Source organism: Alteromonas hispanica (assembly GCF_010500915.1).
GTDB classification, from domain to species: Bacteria; Pseudomonadota; Gammaproteobacteria; order Enterobacterales; family Alteromonadaceae; genus Alteromonas; species Alteromonas hispanica.
The window spans coordinates 1-20,998 of the sequence record NZ_JAAAWP010000015.1 but is presented as its reverse complement, the minus strand read 5'-3'; the positions used below and the strand labels follow the sequence as shown (position 1 = coordinate 20,998).

Sequence of the window (20,998 nt, the reverse complement as noted above, 5' to 3'; positions counted from 1 at the left end):
GTTCCATGCCCTACCAAACCGTTGCTTTAATTGGAAAACCTCAACACGAGGCCACTCACGATAGTCTTAACCTTCTTGCCGAATACTTTCTCGCCAAAGGATGCAAACTATTGGTTGAGGAAAGTATTGCTAATGAACTCGAAACAGACGACCTAAAAAGCTGCGATCTTGTTGTCATTGGCAAAGAGGCAGACCTTGCAGTTGTTGTTGGTGGCGACGGCAGCATGCTGGGCGCTGCGCGAGTACTGGCTCGATTCGATATTCATGTAGTGGGTGTTAATAGAGGCAACTTAGGCTTTCTAACCGATATTCATCCCGACGATATTATTCAGCAGCTTGACCATATCTTTAACGGTGAATGTTTTGTTGAAGAACGTTTTCTTTTAGAGGTGGGCGTTTACCGTCATGAAAAACTCAAAAGTAACAGCGCGGCCGTAAATGAGGTTGTGCTGCATCATGGCAAAGTAGCACACATGATGGAATTTGAAATATACATAGACGAACAGTTTGTTTTTAGCCAACGAAGCGACGGACTTATTGTAGCTACGCCAACTGGCTCTACCGCCTACTCACTCTCTGCCGGCGGCCCCATTATTATGCCAAAACTGGATGCGCTCACATTAGTACCTATGTTCCCTCACACACTTAGCAGCCGTCCTATAGTGGTTGATGCAGACAGTCAAGTTTCAATGAAGGTGTCAAAAGTTAACAGTGATTCTTTGCAAGTAAGCTGTGATAGCCACATTGTTCTACCCGTATTACCCGGCGACGAAATTAGAATAAATAAGAGTGCAGACAAACTGCATTTAGTCCACCCTAAAGGCTACAGCTACTTTAATGTGTTACGCCAGAAATTAGGATGGGGCAGCAAGCTGTACTAGCATTTTGCTGTGTTCCAAACTCATCGATCTCTGTTCCAAGCATTTAGCCAGACGTGTGTAATCATGCATGAAATGTAAAGAATACTGCATTTTTTACACACTTCTGCATCTTTTTCCCACATGTATGACATTGAAAAATAAAGAAAAATTAACATTTCTCAAAATCCTCAATTATATTAGCAACTTATAATTTTCGCACATAACGGCATACCCGTTGCAACACCTTAGGCAAGCTAGGATTTCTCGATGTGTCGACAGCATTGAGTAATAACACTTTCATCAGTAAAGCGTTATTAATCAAAGTCGACCGAGGCCTAATTACTAAAGCGATAATAAGGAGTTATTATTATGAGTAACAACGATATTAAATTTACTGCACCAGGTATGGACAATGAGTCTGCAGCAACAACAATTAAAACGTTGGACCAGCGTTTAGTAGCGCTTCTAGATTTACAGTTAACCCTGAAATATATTCATTGGAATGTAGTGGGTCCAAACTTTATTGGTGTGCATGAAATGCTAGATCCGCAGGTGGATGCTGTTCGCGAAATGACAGATACTATTGCTGAACGTATTGCCACACTAGGCGGAGTACCAAAAGGTACACCAAAAGCCATAGTAGACGGCCGCTCATGGAATGATTACGATTTAGGCAAGGGCTTGGTAACCGATCACCTTAAAGCACTTGATAAGGTATACGATGGCGTAAATGGAGACCATCGCAGCGCAATTGAAACCCTCGGCGACCTAGACCCCGTGTCGGAGGACATGATTACCGGTCAACTCGCTGAGCTAGAGCAGTTCCAGTGGTTTGTGCGCGCCCACCTTGAGTCAGGCAGCGGCGAACTAGCGCAGTAATCTTTAGCGCGGTGATCTAGTGCAATAAAAGTTTATTGCAAACGATTTAGAAAGAAGGCCATCTCGGCCTTCTTTTTTTATGTTCGTTTTTTTTCCTCATTATAGAGATAACTTCAATTTTCTTCTCGATTCTCACTCCACTCCATTTCTAGTGCTCTTTAAGAAGCCTATGAGCATTTTAAAATCTTTAGAGTGACCGAAACATAAAAACCTAGTACGCTACTTATGAAAGTAGTTGTTATGGTCATGGATGACGATGATTTAGTTATCAAAATCCTCCCTCGACACGAAAATACCTACAAGTAATTGTTGTTTACATCCGGTATAAGGATGTACAAAAACAAAAATAAAAAAGTGCTCGAGTACAGACCATCGATTGGTCTTGGTCATTTCGAGCAAAACCATCGAAGTTACAAATCATTTCAAAGGAATTCTACATTATGGAATATTTCACTAAAGCGCTTAAACATTATGCAGACTTTACAGGACGCGCAAGGCGCACCGAATACTGGATGTTTTTCTTGTTCTACATTATTTTTTACGTAGTTTGTGCAACAATTTCCTATGCTCTTGGTTTTGAAGCCCTCACTGCAATTTTCTCACTAGCTTTACTTATACCCTCGCTGAGTGTTGGTGCTAGACGACTTCATGACACAGGGCGCACTGGTTGGTGGCAGTTACTTAACCTTATCCCGATCATTGGGACAATTGTTTTAATAATCTTTTTCGCACAAGATAGCTCTGAAGATAATAAGTACGGACCCAACCCTAAAGCCGCTGTATAGCCTTACCAGTATGGCTAGGCACGCGCCTAAAAAAACGCATAACCATTTATTTCTTTATGCGTTTTTTTAGCAACCCATTACTCTCGTTAGCTTTTTTCATTAACAACGCACCGTAAACAAAGTGCTGCCAGCGAAATTTATTCCAATCTGATTCAGCAAATCGACAGATTACATTCGACTGTACTTTACATCTCAAAAATACTGTATATATTTACAAGTACTGTATATATCATCATGTTCAACTTTATTAGAGTGTGGTTATGTTAGCGAATCTTTCGATATCAAATTTTGCTGTTGTAAAACAACTTTCAGTTCATTTTGAAAATGGTCTTACCGCTGTGACGGGTGAGACTGGGGCGGGTAAGTCTATTGCCATCGATGCATTAAGCTTATGCCTAGGTGAACGAGCAGACGCAAACGCAGTTAGAAAAGGTTCTGCTAAAGCCGAAATAGTGGCACATTTTTCACTGGTTGATAATGCCAGTGCAAAGGCATTTTTAGATGAACACGAGCTCACCTCAGACGAGGATGACAGCAGTTGTTTTGTGCGCCGCGTTATATCAAAGGAAGGTCGTTCTAAGGCATTTATCAACGGTACTCCAGTATCGTTACAGCAGCTTAAAGGTCTTGGGCAAACGCTACTTTCAATTCATGGGCAAAATACCCACCTGCAATTGTTAAAAGAAGATTATCAGCGCCAACTTATAGACAGTTACGCCAGCCATAATCAGTCGCTCGATGATGTAAAAACCTCCTACACAACGTGGAAAAACAAGCAAAGAACACTAGATGAGTTGCGCGCGAAAGCACAGCAGCGTGAAGACCGTCTACAACTTTTAACTTACCAGGTGCAAGAACTTGACGAATTTGCAATTGAAAATGGTGAGTTTGAAGAGCTAGAAGTGGAGCATAAAAGACTTAGCAATGGTCAAAGCCTATTAGAGCAGGCTCAAACAAGCGTTTACAACCTGTACGAGAATGATGAAGGCAATGCACTTAGTGTTATTCAAGGGAGTATAGAAAAGTTAGCGGAGCTTGAAGCCCACGATGCCAGCTTGACACCAATTATAGCGCTTTTAAATGAAGCCTCTATTCAAGTGGAGGAGGCAGCGAGCGAGCTGCGTGGATATTGCGATCAGCTAGAAATTGACCCACTGCGTTTGCAGCAAGTGGAAGCGCGGTATTCAAAAGCAATGGAGTTAGCTCGCAAACACGCAGTAATGCCTGAAGCGTTAGCTCAGCATCACCAAACACTTTCCGCAGAGTATGCTTCACTAGGTGAGCAGGAAAGCTTGCTTGAAACTCTAGAGCAAGACGTTGAAGATGCAAGACAACACTACCTTACTACCACCAAAGGCTTATCAGAAAGCCGTGCTAAAGCAGCTAAAGCCTTCGCGGGAGATATAGAATCGCAAATACAACAAATGAATATGCCCCATGCAAAGGTGTGCATTGACATCCGTTACGATGAACTAAAAAAACCTGCGCCATCAGGGTTAGACACTATTGAATTCAAAGTATCTACCAATCCGGGGCAAGATGCTGACTTGCTAGAAAAAGTAGTGTCTGGCGGTGAATTGTCGAGAATTGGCCTGGCAATTCAAGTTATCGCAAGTGACAGTCATGCCACGCCTACTATGATCTTCGATGAGGTAGATACGGGAATAAGTGGCCCTACAGCGTCTATTGTTGGTGCACTGCTTCGCAAACTGGGTAAGCAATCACAAGTTATGTGTGTAACCCACTTACCGCAAGTAGCGGCGCAGGCACATAATCAGCTGTTTGTGACTAAGATCACCGATGGCGAAAGCACAGAAACTCAAATGATTCCGCTTACCAAACAAGACCGTATTGACGAACTAGCAAGATTGCTGGCTGGCGACAAAGTAACCAAGTCTGCGTTGGCGAACGCAAAAGAGCTGCTTAAAAGCGCAACATCGAACTAAAATGCAGTTGATTGGTCATAGTTGTCAATGTAGCATGCCTTCGCGCTTGCAATAAAACAGCTGAGGCTTCCTAATTTTGGAAGCCTTTAGGCACTAACAAAGGCAATACTGGACTTATATACGCATGAAGTTGCACCATCTTATAGTTATTCTCGGCATTACATTTACGACTACGGCCTGCTCAAACTGGATTTTTAGAATCGACGTTCCCCAAGGTAACTTTCTGGATCAGCGAGACGTAGAAAAGTTGCGTATTAATATGACGAAAGAGCAAGTAATTTATGTTCTTGGTAATCCTGTTGTTCAAGACTCTTTCGATAACGACACTTGGTATTATGTATATGATATGAAGCGTGGAATGAAGGATCGCGGCGACGATTTCCAACGTCAAATGATCATAAAATTTGAAGATAACAAAGTCGCATCTGTTGAAGGTGACTTTGAGCTTTCAGAAGATTTTAACACCCCGCTAGACGAGTAAATTTAAAGAGTCTAGATAATTAAGCTGGGTATCGACTTTCCTGTAGTCACAATTCTGCTTTTCAGTGTGTTTCAAAGACAGGTTATCTCGCTAGTCATTGAGAATAATGAAGTTGTACAGTTAAAGAATGAACGTCTGAGCATAGGTATATGGTCTGCGCTAAGTTTGCGCTTATTGAAAGACTGGGCTCTTAGAGCATTTGTAAAAGCATTTAGCCAACGTTTTTTAGCAAAGCAGTATTATTGATTACTCGCGCTTTTCGAAATGGAGTACAAAAATGGAGCATAGCTTCTGGCATAGTAAGTGGAATAAAAATGAAATCGGATTTCATGAACCCGAAGGAAACGCCCTTCTTGTCAAATATAGCCATGTCCTGCTTAATGTAAAAAGCGATACGGCTGAAAGCGAAGCTTTAGTTAACGAAAGCGCCTCTTCGGAGAAAACGCAAAAACGCATTTTTGTTCCTTTATGTGGAAAAACAAAAGATATTGCTTGGTTGCTCTCTAAAGGCTGCGAAGTGGTTGGTGCTGAATTAAGCGAAATTGCTATTACGCAACTCTTCGAAGACCTTAATTTAACGCCAACTATTGAGTCATCTCCCAAAGGCAAGGTTTACTCAGCAAGTCACATCACTATTTTTGTTGGTGATATTTTTAAGTTAACTCATGAAGATATTGGTGAAGTTACTGGCGTGTACGACAGAGCTGCTCTCGTCGCCCTACCCGATGGTCTTCGCGAGCGTTACGCTGAGCATATGGTATCGTTAACTCGCTGCGCGCCTCAGCTTTTAATCACATTCGACTATCAACAAAGCGAGTTACAGGGCCCTCCATTTTGCGTTAGCCAAAGCATGGTTGAGAACATGTATAAAGAGCACTATGCTATCTCATTGCTTGAGCGCTCTGATTTAGAGGGTGGACTTAAGAAAAAGGTAAAAGCAGATAATTTAGTATTTACACTTTCATAGTAAAAACCTTCGGTGCAGCTTGCCAATCAGCTGTATACGTAAACTCACATACGTCGAAGTTTTCTCCCCCAATAATTTGCTGGCACAGTGATGGGAGCGTTAAATAACGTCTCAGAAATAAGTGACTGAGGAAGGAAAAACAAGAGACCAAGTAAGTCATACGCAGTACAAAGCCTACCAACTGTTAACAACCTGTTACCATCCAACCACAAATTCATCCGTATTTGATATCTGTATTTTATCTCTGTAATTCATAGCAGCCCCCGAATACATCCCCTTTACTCGGGGATTTAGCAAGTGCCAAGCCATTAACTTAAGCAGCTTCAATTTGTAAACAAAATGTAATAAAGGATAATTTGCACAATTCCTACTTTGCACTAGTATCAAAACCAGACAAACTCGTTAGTGTATTTTTATTTAAAAATCAGTACTAGGTGTTTCTAAGAGAGTAAATGCACTCAGGATGTCGCGAAAAGGACCTTCAGTCAGGCAACACGGTAATTAATTTAGCAACACTGGTGTAGTGAAAACTGCATTGCTATCTGGTATCGACTTTGTAAAAGCCCTGACAAACGCATCAGTGAAAAGAAAAAAATAAAGATAAGTACACACGTTGGTTGTTTTTCAATGGCTTCTTTCACTTCCAAAATGAAAGAGCTGAACTGCGTATTTTTAAGTGCTCGACCTATTCACTACTTGCACTTCGAAACCAGCGCAAACACTCAAAACTAATACACACTACGTTAATTGAGAGTAATGCCGCATGACCATAAAACGAAACTGGCTTAGCATAGCACTCGCTGCGGGCGCAACTGTTGCAATAGGCGGATGCCAAAACGACGATGAAGCGATTGGCGGAACCTTAGAAAATCCTCCTCCACCAACATCAGCGAATTATGAACTAATTTGGTCTGATGAATTCGACGGCAGCACGCTAGATACCTCCAAATGGGAAGTACAAGTGGGCGATGGCTCGTCCGAGGGACTGCCGCCTGGCTGGGGAAACAATGAACAGCAGTACTACACCGCAGATAATATAAGCGTAGAAGATGGTTTCTTGGTTATTGAGGCTAGAGTGGGTGATTCGCCAGACCCGAATTTTGCTTTCACCTCAGGCCGTCTGCGCACACAGGGAATATTAGATTTTACGTATGGTCGAATTGAAGCCCGTATTCAAGTTCCAGAAGGGTTAGGCTTATGGCCAGCGTTTTGGACACTAGGAAGCGATCCTTCTCCTTTTGGTGAGTGGGCCGCTAAAGGCGAAATAGACATCATGGAGTCTTTCGGGCAGGCAACTCCGTTCATAGCAGGAACCGTGCATTATGGTCAACGTTTCCCCCTAAATGAAAGCGCTACCAAAACTTATGAAATAGATCCAACCGATGGCTTTCACGACTACGCAGTCGAGTGGGACTCTCAGCGAATTCGCTGGTTTGTAGACGGGGTTCATTATTTTACGGTGAGCCGCGATACCTACTGGAACTATTATTTCAAAAACCAAAGTGAAGGCTTCGTAGTTGGGGAAGAAGACGCACCGTTCAACGAAAATCAGCATTTGCTCCTCAATCTTGCTGTAGGCGGCGACCCAGCGGGCATGCCAAACCCTAACGATACCGATGTATTCCCTGGTCAAATGCTGGTGGATTATGTTCGGGTTTATCAATGCCCACTTGCTCCGGTTAACGACGGTTTGGGCTGCGAAAACAGTATTGACCAAGTCGACCCTTTTATCATTACACAAGGCGGAGACGGTACCCCACCACCGCAAAATGTGGAGATAAACAGCTTTACCCTATACAACAATGGACCGGGAGTTCTATTTGCAGATAGCAATAGCGAACGTCCACTGGGTATTGGCGTATTTGACAATGATGGAGCGTTAACAGTAGCTGAAGTCGATTCTGGCGACACGGAGCGCGGCACGGTTATTGAAATCAACACTTCAGGTGGTGGAAACATTCAAATTAACGACCCCGAGGGAAACACGTTTGAGCTATTTGGCGTTGGTCGCGCAGACAACAATGAATTCTATGGCGGTGAATTGACGTTTGATGTGTTTATTGACAGTGCATCCACCAATGCAACTATGCTGCAAGTTGGTGTAGATAGCGGGTTCCCTAACGTGGGCTTTATACAAATACCACTGACTGATTTACCTCAAGACGAGTGGACATCAGTGTCACTTGCTCTCAGTGATGTTATTCAAAGCAATATTGGTGCTTTTGGTGGCGGTCCTCTGAATATTGAAGAGGTACTCAACCTTATAATACTTGAACCTGTTGGCGGTGCTGCCCGCATGCAGTTCGACAATATAAACCTTCTTTGCGGTGCTCCAGCCTCTCGTCCTTGCGGCATAGTGAGTATTACCACCGTTCCACAAAATGTGTTTATCGATAGCGTTGACCCGCTTTGGGACTTTGGTATTGGTGCGGCAGACAGCGGTTCAGGCTTTGCCACCTACACTGACGGCAGTAATCCAGATGGCGTTAATAAAATTGAATGGGAAGTAGTAACGTCTGACGACGCAGCTCGCGACCAAGTTATCGATATCACCTTCAACGGCGACGGCGAAAGTGGTGTATGGTTTATCGCCACCGAGCCCGTTAACCTTTCTGGTTATAATAACGGCGCCGTGGTTTTTGACCTTTTCGTTTCCGACTTCGGCAGCGATACAAATACCGTAACTATGCAAGTAGACTGTGTATTCCCCTGTACAAGTGGTCCGCAAGATTTAGGGCGACCTGCAGACGGTGAATGGCAGGAAATTGAAATTCCTTTAAGTCAGCTGATAAGCAGTGGCTTAAACACCGCTAATGTTAGCTCTGGCCTTGTGCTTGCAGTAACAGACGTTAATGCCACAACCTCGCTTACGGTAGATAACATACGCTGGGAGCCCACGACTGAGATTGTGGAAGAGGAAGTGCTGCCACTTGGTTTCTTTGCGGACTTTGAAGGAGTTAATCCGGCAGCCACTGCACTCGGTGGAAATTGGCAAAGCTTTGGCACGGTGTTCGATGCCAATGGCGGCTTCATTTATAACTACGGCCAACCTTTCCCGACACCGCTTAACAGCAATAGCTTTGCCAATATAGCCACGGGGTTAGGCGGTGATGAACAAGGCTCGCAGCAACTCATTATATTTAACGACTACAACAATCAAGATCACGGAAACGGTCTGTTGATAGAGGCTGCAACCTTCCAGCAAGTAACGCTTACAGCTGACGACTCTGGTATCTATACGTTTAGCTTTGATGCCCGAGTTCCCGATGAAGGCGCGATTACTGAACCCACAATAGCCACTGCATATGTGCAAACTCTAGACCCTTCAAACGGCTTTGCCACGACGGCAAGAGTTGAAATCGATTTATCGATGATTTCGAGCACAGAATGGCAGACCTACTCTGTTGACTTCAATATCGACGGCGAAGCTATGGCTGGACAATTGCTAGAATTTGGCTTTACCACTCGCACTACAGGTTTTGCCCCCTCTGCCATAGTGGTAGATAACGTCGACTTCAACCTAGCCGAAGGCGGAATTAGCTATAACACTGATTTTGAAAGTGGCGACGCAAGTGCCGATGCCATCGGTGATAACTGGCTAAGCTTCGCTGCGGTGTTTGGTGCAGATGGAAACTTTGCCTACAGCTACGGTCCGTTCCCTGCGCCTAACAACACCGGTGGGTTTACCAGTTACGCCACAGGTGAGGCAGGTGAAAGCCAAGGCTCTCAGTACCTAAATGTATTTAGCGACTATAACAACGGCGACCATGCTGGCGGACTTACAATTGAGGCTGCAAGCTTTCAAGAGCGCATATTCTCTGCTGCTGATGCAGGTAACTATACGTTCTCTTTTGATGCCAAAGCGCCCTTTGAAGGCGGAATAGCACCACCTACAACGGCGTATGCCTATATTCGTGTACTCGACCCTAATAATGGTTTTGCCTCTACCGTCGACATTCGCGTTGATTTAAGCGAAGTCAGTAACAGCGAGTGGTCTCGATACACTGTTGAAGCGGTGCTTGAGCAAAACTTAGATGGTCAAATACTTCAGTTTGGATTCTCTAACTCGGCCACGGACTATAACCCCAGCGGCATTTTCTACGACAACCTAGTTTTCGCAAGGGCTGAATAGAGGGACATGAATATGAAATCATTTACTAAAGCTTTATTCAATGCGGAGCAAGGCGCTATGTTGCAAACCAAGACCAGTTTTAAATCCTTGTGCAAGTTTCTGTATATTACGGTGTTCGCATCTTTGGTAAGCGGTTCGTTAGCGGCGCAAGAGGCCGACGATAAGACGAAAGAAAAAGATGCCGACGTTGAACGTATAATGGTAACTGTGGAACGTCGAACTCAAGATTTACAAGACTTAGCGGGTACCGCCTTTGCGTTTTCGGGAGAAGACTTAAAGTCTCAGGGTATTCAGGATATTACTGATATTTCCGAATCTATTCCTGGGCTGGAAATAGGTAATAATCAAGGCAACGTGGAAGTTTGGATCCGAGGCATTGGTAGTTCAAATAATACAGAGCTTGGCGACCCCGCAGCCGCAACCCATTTAGACGGGGTGTACATTCCCCGTCCATCTGGGATAGGTTCGGCGTTTTTTGATATCTCAAGGGTAGAGGTTAATGTTGGCCCCCAGGGTACATTGCGCGGGCGAAACGCAACCGCGGGCTCGGTGAATATTATTCCATGGCGGCCCGCTATTGGTCAGTGGAATGGTAGCGCCGAGATAGAGTTTGGTAATTACAACCAACGTGCTATTACTGGCGCTTTGAATATACCGGCCACTGACAAGCTCGCGTTCCGTATTGCCGGCACTAAAATCGATCATGACTCGTATTATAATGATGTTGGTCCGTTAGACTTAGAGCTTGCCGAAGCTGCTGATAATCTTGGCTTACGCTTCCAAGCGCTCTACGAACCGACTAACGATTTGAGTATTTATCTATCTTATGACTTTGCTCGCGAACAAGGCACTGGTTATACCGGAACTAATTACGCTCTGCCTCTGGGGTTAGGTATAGATCCAGACGATATTGAAGATCCTCGTGACGTGGTAGGTAGGGGCTTTACGCCAGTGCAAGATACCATTCACGACGGCTTTAAAATTGAAGTCACATGGGACTTGGGAGACGCGTTACTGGAATACAACGGTAGCTATCGCGATTTAATTTACGATTATCAAGCCGCTACCCCACTCTCTCCTGATTTTCCGGGCGTTTTTGAGGCATTGGATCCTCTCGAACAAGCATTAGACGATTTCTCACGCTTTCAGTTTTTGACTGACTCTGAATCTATCATTCACGAATTGCGTTTGTTATCTGACGATGACGCGAGCCGTCTAACCTACACTGCCGGTGTATTCTTGTTCGACGAACGTCAGCAAACGTTTTTAGCGTCTGCTGGCGATAGAGGAGGTTTTTTCCAAGGGGCAGAGTTTAACCAACCTAACACAGATACCGACTCTTTCTCTGTTTATGCCGATGCGACGTACGAGTTCAGTGCAGATACTCGTTTCACAATAGGCTTGCGATACACCGAGGACACCAAAACCCGTCAGGGCGTGAATGCACGTTATGCATTTGCGCTAGGCGGTTTTGACGTCAACACGGGCAATCCGTTTGGCTGCTGTATGGGTGCCAGAGTTGGTACTGAAGGATTCGCATTTGCAGGGTTTGGACGTTCTATTTATGATCCCGACCAAGATGGTGATGGTTCAGTTTCTGACGACGAGTTCTTAAGCTTTTACTTTGATGGTATTGCTCAGTTTGGTGAACGCGATACGCTAGACGATATTTTCGCAAATGGCATCACTCCAGGTGGCGCAGATGTACGTCCAGCCTGCTCAGACAGCGATGTCACTGACAACTTGATTTGTAATCAGGATGGTACCCATTCGTTTGCCGTTCCCATTTCGCCTAATAACTCTATTACTGTGCAAGATGGCCGCATAGATAATAGCTTTGTCGACTGGCGTTTGCGCTTAGAGCACGATTTAAACAATGACCAGCTTGTATATGGCCTTATTGCTACCGGTCATAAATCGGGTGGTTTTAACGATACGTTCAGCGATCCAACAACAGGACTGACACTAGCTCCCACCTATCAGGAAGAAAGCGTTACGTTGTTTGAGTTTGGCTCTAAAAATGAATTCGATTGGGGAGATGTACCCACTACATTCAATTTCTCTGCGTTTTACAACGACTACCGAGACCAAGTATTCACCAACTTGCTGTCTGTAGAGCAAGCGCTTGAATTTAACTCTGGTGCGCCCGTTGACCCACTCGACGCTACGCCTGGAGCTTTGGTTGTGTCATTTAGTTTTAACGCTGCAGACTCTGCCATTTACGGCATGCAGTTCGATGGCAAATTTGAACTGCCTTACGACATTAATCTTAGTTGGACAGCCCTATGGCTTGAAGCTGAGATTGAAGACAGCCAAGATATTCAAGACTCACGATTCCAAGCTGACGTGGCACCAGATGAAGCCGTTTTTCAATCTATTGATGGAAATAGACTTCCTCGTACCCCTCGCTACCAGCTTAACGCAAGCTTAAGTCAAATATTCGATATTAACTCGGGCACCATTGATTACGTGATATCCGCTGGCTGGCGTGATGAGCAGTTCTTAACCATTTTTAACAGTATAGATTATCAAAACCCTGATAACCCTCGTCGCCGACTTGACGATAGCGTAGATGCTTATTGGACAGTCGACGCCGGGCTTGGATATACCCATGGCGATGGTGCACTGCGTTTTGAAGCATTTGCTAATAACCTGTTTGATGAGGTGCGCACTGCGGCCACTATCATTACTCAGTTTGATAACACTCGCTTCTTTACGCGCCCAAGAACTTTTGGTGTCCGTATGCGCTATACTTATTAAAAGGTATCCATAACAAGATCACCGCGCGATACCCTTAGATATTATTAAAAGGGTATCGCAACTGGTATCGCACTTTTCTGCTCGACGCCTTTGCAACAAACTTAAATTTTCAAGGAGTGACGTAGTGGCAACACATCGTAAGAAAAAATCGTTTTTATTGTTAGCCTGCTTACTTTTCCTCTCACCAGTCCTATTTGCTAAACCCATTCATGTAGAAGTAGTTAAAACTCAAGACGACGGTTTTGTGCTTATGCGCGGAGATAAGCCTTACACAGTTAAAGGTGCTGGCGTAGACGGCGCTGATTTAAAAACACTGGCTGCTCATGGTGCAAATTCTATTCGTACCTGGTCTGTTGATGGTGGTGTCTACCCTGCCTCAGTCCTCTTAGATAAAGCCCATGAGCTTGGTATGACGGTCTCATTAGGTATCGACTTCGCGCGTGAGCGACATGGTTTTGATTACAACGATCCCGTCGCTGTTGCTGAACAACTAGAGCAAGTAAAAGCTCAGGTAATTAAACATAAAGACCACCCTGCACTTCTCACTTGGTTTATTGGCAACGAGCTCAACTTTGATTTTACCAATCCGAAGGTTTACGACGCGGTTAATCAAGTTGCCGAAATGATAAAGCAGTTAGATCCTCATCATCCAACCACCACCACCTTGGCAGGTTTCGATGAAGATGCTATGGATGCCATCACACAACGTGCTCCCGCGTTAGATTTCATCAGCTTTCAGCTTTATGCAGACGTGGTTAACTTGCCTAAATATGTAAAGTCTTATGGGTATGAAGGACCCTACATGATTACAGAGTGGGGCGCGGTAGGACACTGGGAGGTATATAAAACAAAATGGAACGCACCGGTTGAAACAACAAGCTCTGAGAAAGCGAGCAATTACGCTAAAAGTTATCTGAAAGCCATTCAGCCAGAAGCAAAACAAGTTATAGGTAACTACGTTTTTTTGTGGGGTCAAAAGCAAGAGCGAACAGGTACTTGGTATGGTATGTTTTTAGATTCTGGGGAGCGCACTGAAGCCGTTGATGTTATGCACTACATCTGGACTGGACAATGGCCGGCCAACAGAACCCCTCGCGTCAGCCCAATAGGCTTAGACGGTAAAGTTGCCTTCGACAATATTTATCTTTTTATGGGTGACGAGTATGAGGCAACATTGAACGCCGTAGACCCAGATAATGATAAATTAAGCTTTAAGTGGGAAATACGAAAAGAGTCTACCGCCACCGAAGTAGGAGGTGATAAAGAAGAGATCCCTGAACTGGTGGAGGGCTTGATAGAAGATGCCTCAGTTCAGAAAATTAAGTTTAAGGCCCCCAACACACCCGGAGCTTACCGTCTCTATGCCTATGTGTATGATGGAAATGGAAATGCGGCACACGCGAATATTCCGTTTTTTGTGAAGTAGATTGTATTAGACATTACGTAGCTATAAGTGAAAAGTGGCTCGAAGAGAGTTTAGCTTTGACATTCTGCTAAACCGTCTAAACAGGCATACACGCCGCTTCATACAGAACCTCCAGTTGAGCGATTTGAGCTCAACATCAGGGATTTCTATATAAATAGTTGATTTAAGCACTAACTGTTGGGACAAAGACTTTCGCATTGAGAGTCGGGTCAATTGCCTTGGGCATGCTTATGCGATTACGCCCGCATATTTGCTAAGAAACTAGTTTGCAGCCTCGTTTGTCAGCCGAGAAGCACACTAATAACAATACTCTCTATCCATCTTAGTCAACACACTGCGTTTGATGCTCCGAAAATGGCACGCAGCGGTCTTCTACACTAAAAATATTGACCTTCCGCTTTTTGTCTCAATTTGCCTTGGGCTTATAGGGCTTCTGTTTACGTGAAGCTGGCCTTGGCGCACTAGTTGCGAGCGGCAGATAAGAAGCTAGGCCTGTTCACTTGCAGTCACTTGAGGTGTGCCAAATTTCGGTAACAAGTCCAGTAGCGAAGGTTTCCCGTTGTATATGGTTGCTATCACCTGTAAGTGTCGTTGGCCTGCCCTAGGGCGCACAGAGCGCTCATATTTAGAAAGTTAATCGAAAAGTTTGTTGAAGAAATTGAAGGTTGAAATTTAAGGTAGGTAGTGTTCCTACCATGCACATTTAAGATGCTGTAATTAAGGTTCAGCAAAAGATATCGACCACATTAATTTGCATCCTTGCGCCTTAACCAACTGCGCAGCAACGCCAGTGTCACTAAAGGTCTGTCGTCGTAAAAACCATGTGCCCCACCCGGCACCACGGCCAGTTCGGCGCCGGGCGCTAACGCAAGATAATCTTGAACGGTATCAATGCGCGCTGAATCGTACTGACCAATCATAAACAACGTTCTCGTAGGGTCGATATCGGCCAACAAATGGGTCGCGTCGTAGTGCTTCAATACACCCGTAGACGAAAATTCACTTGGCCCCCACATGGCATTGTAAATCACCGGGTTGAATCCATTTCCCCCAACGTTTTCTTCATAAGCGATAATCGCTTCATCGGGCTTACCTGGCGTGTAATAAGCAGAATACAACTTGATATATGCAGCATTGCAGACTGGTGCTTCCGGTGGTTGAGATGATTCACACTGTTTAAGGGTGTCTTGTACTTTTTGAGGGGCTGCGTTTACCAACAAGTTTGCATCCATGATCCAGTGTGGCGTGGAAATAAATGTGCCGCCAAGCACAGTCGATACCGTGTGCTGTGGATATTTTGCTGTGTACTCCAAGGCAATGGCTGAGCCCCAGCTATGTCCCACCAGATGCCATCGCTCAACCTTTAAATGCTTTCGAATAGCATCCAATGATTCAACAAAACGTGTAACTCGCCAGTTTACTGGGTCGTTTGGCTGATCTGATTTTCCGCTGTCAAGTTGGTCATACATAATCACCATGCGCTCGTCTGCCAGTTCAGTCATGCCTACAAAGCCATTGTGTGTACCGCCAGGACCTCCGTGAATAAACACCACTGGAATGGCATCTGTGTGTGTGACGCCGTTAAGCCTGATATAAACGTTCCCGCCTTCAACGGGAACCATGAGTTCCTTATCTGGTTTAACCACGAGGGATATAGCGTATGCACTGAATGCCAACAATGAAAGACATACTATATTTAATAAACCAGACATGAGGTAGTAAAAGGCTTTGTTCATGATTAATTCCTAGAGTATGAATAAAGCGAAATATTCATTTTAGTAGTATGTTTTACTTGGAACGTAACAACAACACAAGCGCGTTCGCATAGTGGTGTGTTAGCGCCAAACAGTGGATTGAAACAGGCGACACTAAGGAAAAGAAAACTTACCATGGAATTTATCAGTAAGTTGTTCAAGTATATTGTAATACTCGGAATAGTTGGTGTTCACTCCGAGAAGAGAGCCCGATTGCCGATCCTAAACATTTAGAAACAACAGAAGTAAAGCCAAAGTCAATGGAAGATCCTTACCTGTGGCTAGAAGAAATAGAGGGGCACAAAGCCCTGACCTGGGTAAACCAGCAAAATACTTGTACCTTATCCAGACTTGAAGCCAGCCCGACATGAACAGATCTGTGAATCGGCCAGAGCAAACATTGCTATACCAATTGGTTGAACAATCGGGTTAAAGCTGCAAGCCATAGCCGAATGGAACGGGTAATTGACAATATCATCAACACCGCATTACGAACTATTTAGAGGAGGCCGGGCCTATTCAGCGTGATATAGATAAATTTTTTCTCGATTTGTAAATAGTGACACTATAGTTACGCTATATCGGAAGTGCAGGCATAGAATATACAGCAGCTAACTCATAAAATATGCGCTCCCTCATTGCAAGAGGGAGTGCATATCTTAACGTCGCCTTTGAAAGGCTATTTTACGCGAGCCTCAGATGTGTTGCTGTAAGCAGACGTACCTTCATCGTTATAGGCACTGACGCGGTAGCTGTAGTTGCCACTTGCTAAGCCTGCAGCGCTATCAGTGTACTGCACTGAATTTTTGCCAACGATGGCAATGCGTTCATGGCTTATCTTGCCTTTTTCTTTAATTCCGCGCTCTATGTAGAATCCAAGCTCGCTACTGGCGTTGTCAGTCCACGAGAGTGTTACATTGCTACCATTCAAAGAGGCGCTTAAGTTACTCGGTGCTGCTAAATCACTGGGCGGTGGAGTACCTGTGTCAGAAACATTCACCCGAAGTACCGAAGAGGTTGCTGAGTTACTGCTATTTGCCGCGGTAACTCTATAGTGATAATCGCCACTACTCGGTACAACATCTGTATAGCTTTCACTGTTTTCAGGTAAGGTTGCTATTGTACTGAATCTCACTTTTCCTCTGAGCTTCTCTCCACGCTCAACAATAAATTGTGTTTCACTGGTATTGGTATCTTGCCAACTTAACTCAACTGAAAGTCTACTCGTTTGAGCTGTTAGGTTTGACGGTGCACTGAGAGAAAGTGGATCAATAACATTTATCATCACCGTATCTGTATTTATCGCACCTGCGTTATCTGTAACAGTAAGTACAACCTGATAACTTCCAGTTGCGGTGTAGGTATGTTCAACCAAAGAGCCGTTACCTTCTGCTCCATCGCCAAACGACCATGCGTAGTCAACAATGCTGCCGTCGGGATCAGTAGATGTAGTTGCATCAAAGGCAATGGTATCGCCTAACGAATACGCAGTAGATATATCACTTATAATGGCATTGGGAAGCTCGGTGGTAACGGTAATGGTTACACTTGACGTGTTCGTCAAACCGTCGTTGTCGGTTACAGTCAAGCTTGCTTGATAAGCACCTGTTGCACCATAAGTATGAGGCAGTTCTGCTTGTTCAGAAATGGTGCCATCGCCTAAGTTCCATGCGTAGTTTACGATATCGCCATCGTCGTCAAAGGAGTTAAGCCCACTAAAGAAAACATCTGTGCCAAAAGGCACACTGGCAGCACTTACCGTTATTTGTGAGGTTGGCGCTATTACACTGCCAACATTTATTGCGTAATTAACTGCTGCTGCGGCATCAATCAAACCGTGTCCAAAAACATTGTCATCACCACTTGCGCCTATATCAATGGCCGTTGAAAAAATGCCGGCTTCAATTTGCTCAACCGTAATGCTGGGATTGGCAGCAATCATCAAAGCACCAACACCCGCGGCGATAGGGGAAGAGAAAGAAGTGCCGCTGTAGTTAACATAGCGATTATCTGGATAGGTGGTACGAATACTTACCCCAGGCGCTGTTATATCAACATAATTTCCATAGCTGGAAAAGCTGGCACGGTTATCATTTTGATCGGTGGCGCCCACGCCAACAAAGCTGCTGTAATCTGGGTAGCTAGCAAATTCTTGCCCGTCATTACCTGCTGACATGAACAAAAGCCCGCCTTTACTACGAAGGTACTGCGCTGCTGAGTCTATAGCCGCATATTGAATACCGCCATAACTTAAATTCACAATGCGCGCACCATTATCAGCAGCGTATTCGATACACTTTGCCATGGTCGAAATATACGCAGAGCTGTTCGAGTCACTAATGGCAATTCGCACAGGGATAATATCGACATTCCAATTTACACCCGCTACGCCTGTGGCGTTGTTACCAACAGCACCCAGTGAACCGGCAGTACCAGTGCCGTGTCCATTGGCATCAAATATATAGGTGCTGCCATCTTGTGCGTTGTACGCCAAGTCTGTGCGCAGGTTGGCCGCTAGGTCAGGATGATTTACATCAAAGCCAGTATCGCATACGGCAACAACTACATTATTACCGGTAGTTACGTCCCATGCTTGCTCACTATTGATGTTGTTATGGTGCCATTGGTTTGAAAAGCTAGGATCGTTGGGTTGAAGGATGGGTTCAACCATGTAGTCAGGTTGTGCAAACTCTACATAACCGCTTTTTTCAAGTAGCGTTGCTATCGCTTTTTCGCGACCATGTGCGTTAAATTTTGCAACGGTCAGCGCGCTTCCCTTCATTGTTGTTGAACTCATGAGCCCTTGTGCTTTGAGTAAAGCATTCAAGCCTTTAAGCTCATTAGGAGCCGCACTATCACTAACTTTAAAAAGAATCGTGCCCGGTTGCATAGCTGCCTCTTCGGCCGCTATTGTTATAGAGCTCACTGTCGCACTTATGGCGATAAGTGACATTACATTGCGTTGAATTGTTTTCTTCATTGCCCAATTAACCTCAAGTTTTAACCGTACCGCATCACAGTAACTATTATATTTTGTGGTCAATTCGCTAAGGTTTCATTTGATACAAAGGTATGCTGGTTTGTATCTGATTTTACTAAATCATAAATCGAAAAAATTTAAGCAATTGAAAGTATTACATTTTAACTTTTGTAGTATTCGAGATGAGAAAATTAAAGGTTTATTAATAAATACGTGAGTTGGGTGTTGAGTCTACCCATGCCTTTGATGCTGCTACTTTGTAGATATCCCAAAGAACTTAACAAAATCATGCATGTCATCCATCGAGCAGCATATTTGAAAAAGCAAGCCAAGACCGGGGCAATAACGTACATTTTACGTTTTCGTCCTCTGCTTAAGTTCCGAATTTTTTAAAGTTGCAGATTAAAATACAATCGTAAAAAAAATGTAAAATTCTGCATCCACCATACAGTGTCATTCGTTTGGCTTGTTAAGAGACGAAGAGATCTTTCGACATCCAGTGCTGGTGGCGAGTATATGCAGTTATAGGTGCCTTCGAATCTTTCACACTAGTCTTGGCAGTGTCCTGCTTATGAAGTGTCAATATGAATAATTTTTGGAGATAACACCATGTTTAAAAAGCTTGCTATATCTATCGCAATTCTGGGAATGTCTGGGTCAGCGCTGGCTGGTCATACAAATAATGTATTGGAAGCGTCACTTGATGGTCGTCAGGAGGTCAGTAATACGAAAAATAACCGGATCTCCGGCGATCCGAATGGAAGAGGGGAAGCCTATGTATTTGGCATTGATGGTGATCCCAGTACACTTTGTTATGTGATCACAGTAGATAAAATACAATTGGTACCTGTAGGTGAAGGCATGGCTGCACATATCCATAAAGGAGAAGCGGGTTCAAACGGGCCAGTAGTCGCTGTATTGGCGGGCCCTGAAGATGGAAATGCTGCAGACTGTCTGACAGAAGGACTTGAATCGAGTAAATTCCCTGCAGGTCCTGTGGTCCAAGAAATTCTTACACATCCCGAAGACTATTATATTAATGTGCATAATCCAGATTTTCCTGCTGGTGCAATTAGAGGGCAGTTAATGCAACAGGGAAACTGATTGCTAATCTTGCAGCCTCAGCGTTTGCTGTGGCTGTAACCAGACACTGAAGGGAAACGCTACCGCATTAGCGTAATACTGATATTCATTTCAGACAAAAAAATGGATGATGATTCGTCAATGCACTTAGGAGCCACGACGGACGTCTGCTCCTTGTCTCTTGATGCCAATCAGTGCTTTTCGTGGGTCTTCAAAGTACCTTGATTTCAATTAGTGAATACAACGCTGTCCTTATTTAAGGAGAAACATTGCAATGAAGCAAAGAAAACGCATCTATTATTCACCTGAAAAAAATAAATGTGAGAGCGTGACTCACATTAAAGTTTGACCAAGTTTAAAAACTAAGAAAACTTACATATTACGTAGCATTGCGTAATTAATTGGGTTGGTGAAGTTTTTACACAACCTGAATCAATTGCAGACGTTTTTGGTCATAGCGATTCAGGAACAAGAAGTCTAACTTTTAGCAAACTAGGATGATGTCTCTGCAACCGGTTAGAGGTACTTTTTTGTTGGTGGGGCACTTTACCTTATGTCGTCATTGCCGTCCCCATTCCTTTCCCCCCATTTCTACTAACCGAGATGCTGCTCGTCTAAAGGAAAAGGCGAGGTCATTGGCAGACGAAAATTGTGCCAGTGACACGCCAATTCGACCCGTCGCCGACCACTCATAATATTTCCCCTCTTTGGTGCGAATCATGGTGGTCGCAAAGGAACTCGAGTTTCCTCCCTTGTCATTGACAATCAATTCTTCATCTCCGTCGCTACTTTCGACTTGCGCTTCAAAATCAACAAACGGGTTCTACCCCGTTTTTACGGACGGTTTGATAAAGACGTAAACTTGCTGTCTTGATTTGCTAGTCTACGTCGCATTCTTGGATTATGGAACCGCTCGACGTAATCGAATACGTCAGCTCTCGCTTC

General features: G+C 44.3%; 13 protein-coding genes and 1 pseudogene. 11 read left to right on the top strand and 3 right to left on the bottom strand.

The window, feature by feature from the left end:
* Positions 1–5 precede the first annotated feature (5 nt).
* The 9 genes from nadK (at position 6) to GTW09_RS16555 (ending at position 14,236) form a co-directional block, all read left to right on the top strand.
* A complete protein-coding gene (gene nadK, locus GTW09_RS16595; RefSeq protein WP_071979378.1) occupies positions 6–881 on the top strand; it encodes an NAD(+) kinase in 876 nt (291 codons plus the stop codon).
* Between the two features lie 348 nt (positions 882–1,229).
* Entirely contained in the window at positions 1,230–1,739 is a 510-nt protein-coding gene (gene dps / locus GTW09_RS16590; protein WP_163112763.1) for a DNA starvation/stationary phase protection protein Dps, read from the top strand.
* 440 nt (positions 1,740–2,179) lie between these two features.
* Positions 2,180–2,524 (top strand): DUF805 domain-containing protein, encoded by a 345-nt coding sequence (locus tag GTW09_RS16585; protein ID WP_163112762.1) that lies wholly within the window; start codon positions 2,180–2,182, stop codon positions 2,522–2,524.
* A 260-nt stretch (positions 2,525–2,784) separates the two neighbouring features.
* A complete protein-coding gene (gene recN / locus GTW09_RS16580; RefSeq protein ID WP_163112761.1) occupies positions 2,785–4,470 on the top strand; it encodes a DNA repair protein RecN in 1,686 nt (561 codons plus the stop codon).
* Positions 4,471–4,594: 124 nt separating this feature from the next.
* The gene (locus GTW09_RS16575) at positions 4,595–4,951 is read left to right on the top strand and encodes an outer membrane protein assembly factor BamE (protein ID WP_071979382.1); all 357 of its coding nucleotides are present in this window, start codon (positions 4,595–4,597) and stop codon (positions 4,949–4,951) included.
* 277 nt (positions 4,952–5,228) lie between these two features.
* Entirely contained in the window at positions 5,229–5,918 is a 690-nt protein-coding gene (locus GTW09_RS16570; protein ID WP_163112760.1) for a thiopurine S-methyltransferase, read from the top strand.
* A 763-nt stretch (positions 5,919–6,681) separates the two neighbouring features.
* Positions 6,682–10,050, top strand: coding sequence for a glycoside hydrolase family 16 protein (locus tag GTW09_RS16565; RefSeq protein ID WP_163112759.1), 3,369 nt, complete (start codon positions 6,682–6,684; stop codon positions 10,048–10,050).
* A gap of 12 nt (positions 10,051–10,062) precedes the next feature.
* Positions 10,063–12,810, top strand: a complete 2,748-nt coding sequence (locus GTW09_RS16560; RefSeq protein ID WP_163112758.1) for a TonB-dependent receptor — start codon at positions 10,063–10,065, stop codon at positions 12,808–12,810.
* Between the two features lie 124 nt (positions 12,811–12,934).
* A complete protein-coding gene (locus GTW09_RS16555) occupies positions 12,935–14,236 on the top strand; it encodes a glycoside hydrolase family 2 TIM barrel-domain containing protein (RefSeq protein WP_163112757.1) in 1,302 nt (433 codons plus the stop codon).
* A gap of 746 nt (positions 14,237–14,982) precedes the next feature.
* Here GTW09_RS16555 and GTW09_RS16550 read toward each other — a convergent pair.
* Positions 14,983–15,972 carry a proline iminopeptidase-family hydrolase gene (locus GTW09_RS16550; protein WP_163112756.1) on the bottom strand — a complete coding sequence of 330 codons (990 nt, stop codon included), beginning with the start codon at positions 15,970–15,972 and terminating at the stop codon, positions 14,983–14,985.
* A 230-nt stretch (positions 15,973–16,202) separates the two neighbouring features.
* On the opposite strand from GTW09_RS16550, the gene GTW09_RS17835 reads away from it, so the two are divergent.
* Positions 16,203–16,361: a hypothetical protein gene (locus GTW09_RS17835; RefSeq protein WP_420809562.1), complete on the top strand. Its 159-nt coding sequence runs from the start codon at positions 16,203–16,205 to the stop codon at positions 16,359–16,361.
* A gap of 308 nt (positions 16,362–16,669) precedes the next feature.
* Here the strand turns inward: GTW09_RS17835 and GTW09_RS16540 are convergent, their stop codons facing one another.
* A complete protein-coding gene (locus tag GTW09_RS16540; RefSeq protein WP_163112754.1) occupies positions 16,670–18,970 on the bottom strand; it encodes a S8 family serine peptidase in 2,301 nt (766 codons plus the stop codon).
* Between the two features lie 648 nt (positions 18,971–19,618).
* Here GTW09_RS16540 and GTW09_RS16535 point away from each other — a divergent pair.
* Positions 19,619–20,074, top strand: a complete 456-nt coding sequence (locus GTW09_RS16535; protein ID WP_239059454.1) for a CHRD domain-containing protein — start codon at positions 19,619–19,621, stop codon at positions 20,072–20,074.
* 802 nt (positions 20,075–20,876) lie between these two features.
* Here the strand turns inward: GTW09_RS16535 and GTW09_RS17830 are convergent.
* Positions 20,877–20,998: pseudogene (locus GTW09_RS17830) on the bottom strand (IS3 family transposase); the annotation flags it as partial.

Excerpts from the sequence above, each read along its gene's own strand:
- nadK (WP_071979378.1), top strand. The coding sequence starts at position 6 with ATGCCCTACCAAACCGTTGCTTTAATTGGAAAACCTCAACACGAGGCC.
- dps (WP_163112763.1), top strand. The coding sequence starts at position 1,230 with ATGAGTAACAACGATATTAAATTTACTGCACCAGGTATGGACAATGAG.
- GTW09_RS16585 (WP_163112762.1), top strand. The coding sequence starts at position 2,180 with ATGGAATATTTCACTAAAGCGCTTAAACATTATGCAGACTTTACAGGA.
- recN (WP_163112761.1), top strand. The coding sequence starts at position 2,785 with ATGTTAGCGAATCTTTCGATATCAAATTTTGCTGTTGTAAAACAACTT.
- GTW09_RS16575 (WP_071979382.1), top strand. The coding sequence starts at position 4,595 with ATGAAGTTGCACCATCTTATAGTTATTCTCGGCATTACATTTACGACT.
- GTW09_RS16570 (WP_163112760.1), top strand. The coding sequence starts at position 5,229 with ATGGAGCATAGCTTCTGGCATAGTAAGTGGAATAAAAATGAAATCGGA.
- GTW09_RS16565 (WP_163112759.1), top strand. The coding sequence starts at position 6,682 with ATGACCATAAAACGAAACTGGCTTAGCATAGCACTCGCTGCGGGCGCA.
- GTW09_RS16560 (WP_163112758.1), top strand. The coding sequence starts at position 10,063 with ATGAAATCATTTACTAAAGCTTTATTCAATGCGGAGCAAGGCGCTATG.
- GTW09_RS16550 (WP_163112756.1), bottom strand. The coding sequence starts at position 15,972 with ATGAACAAAGCCTTTTACTACCTCATGTCTGGTTTATTAAATATAGTA.
- GTW09_RS16540 (WP_163112754.1), bottom strand. The coding sequence starts at position 18,970 with ATGAAGAAAACAATTCAACGCAATGTAATGTCACTTATCGCCATAAGT.
- GTW09_RS16535 (WP_239059454.1), top strand. The coding sequence starts at position 19,619 with ATGTCTGGGTCAGCGCTGGCTGGTCATACAAATAATGTATTGGAAGCG.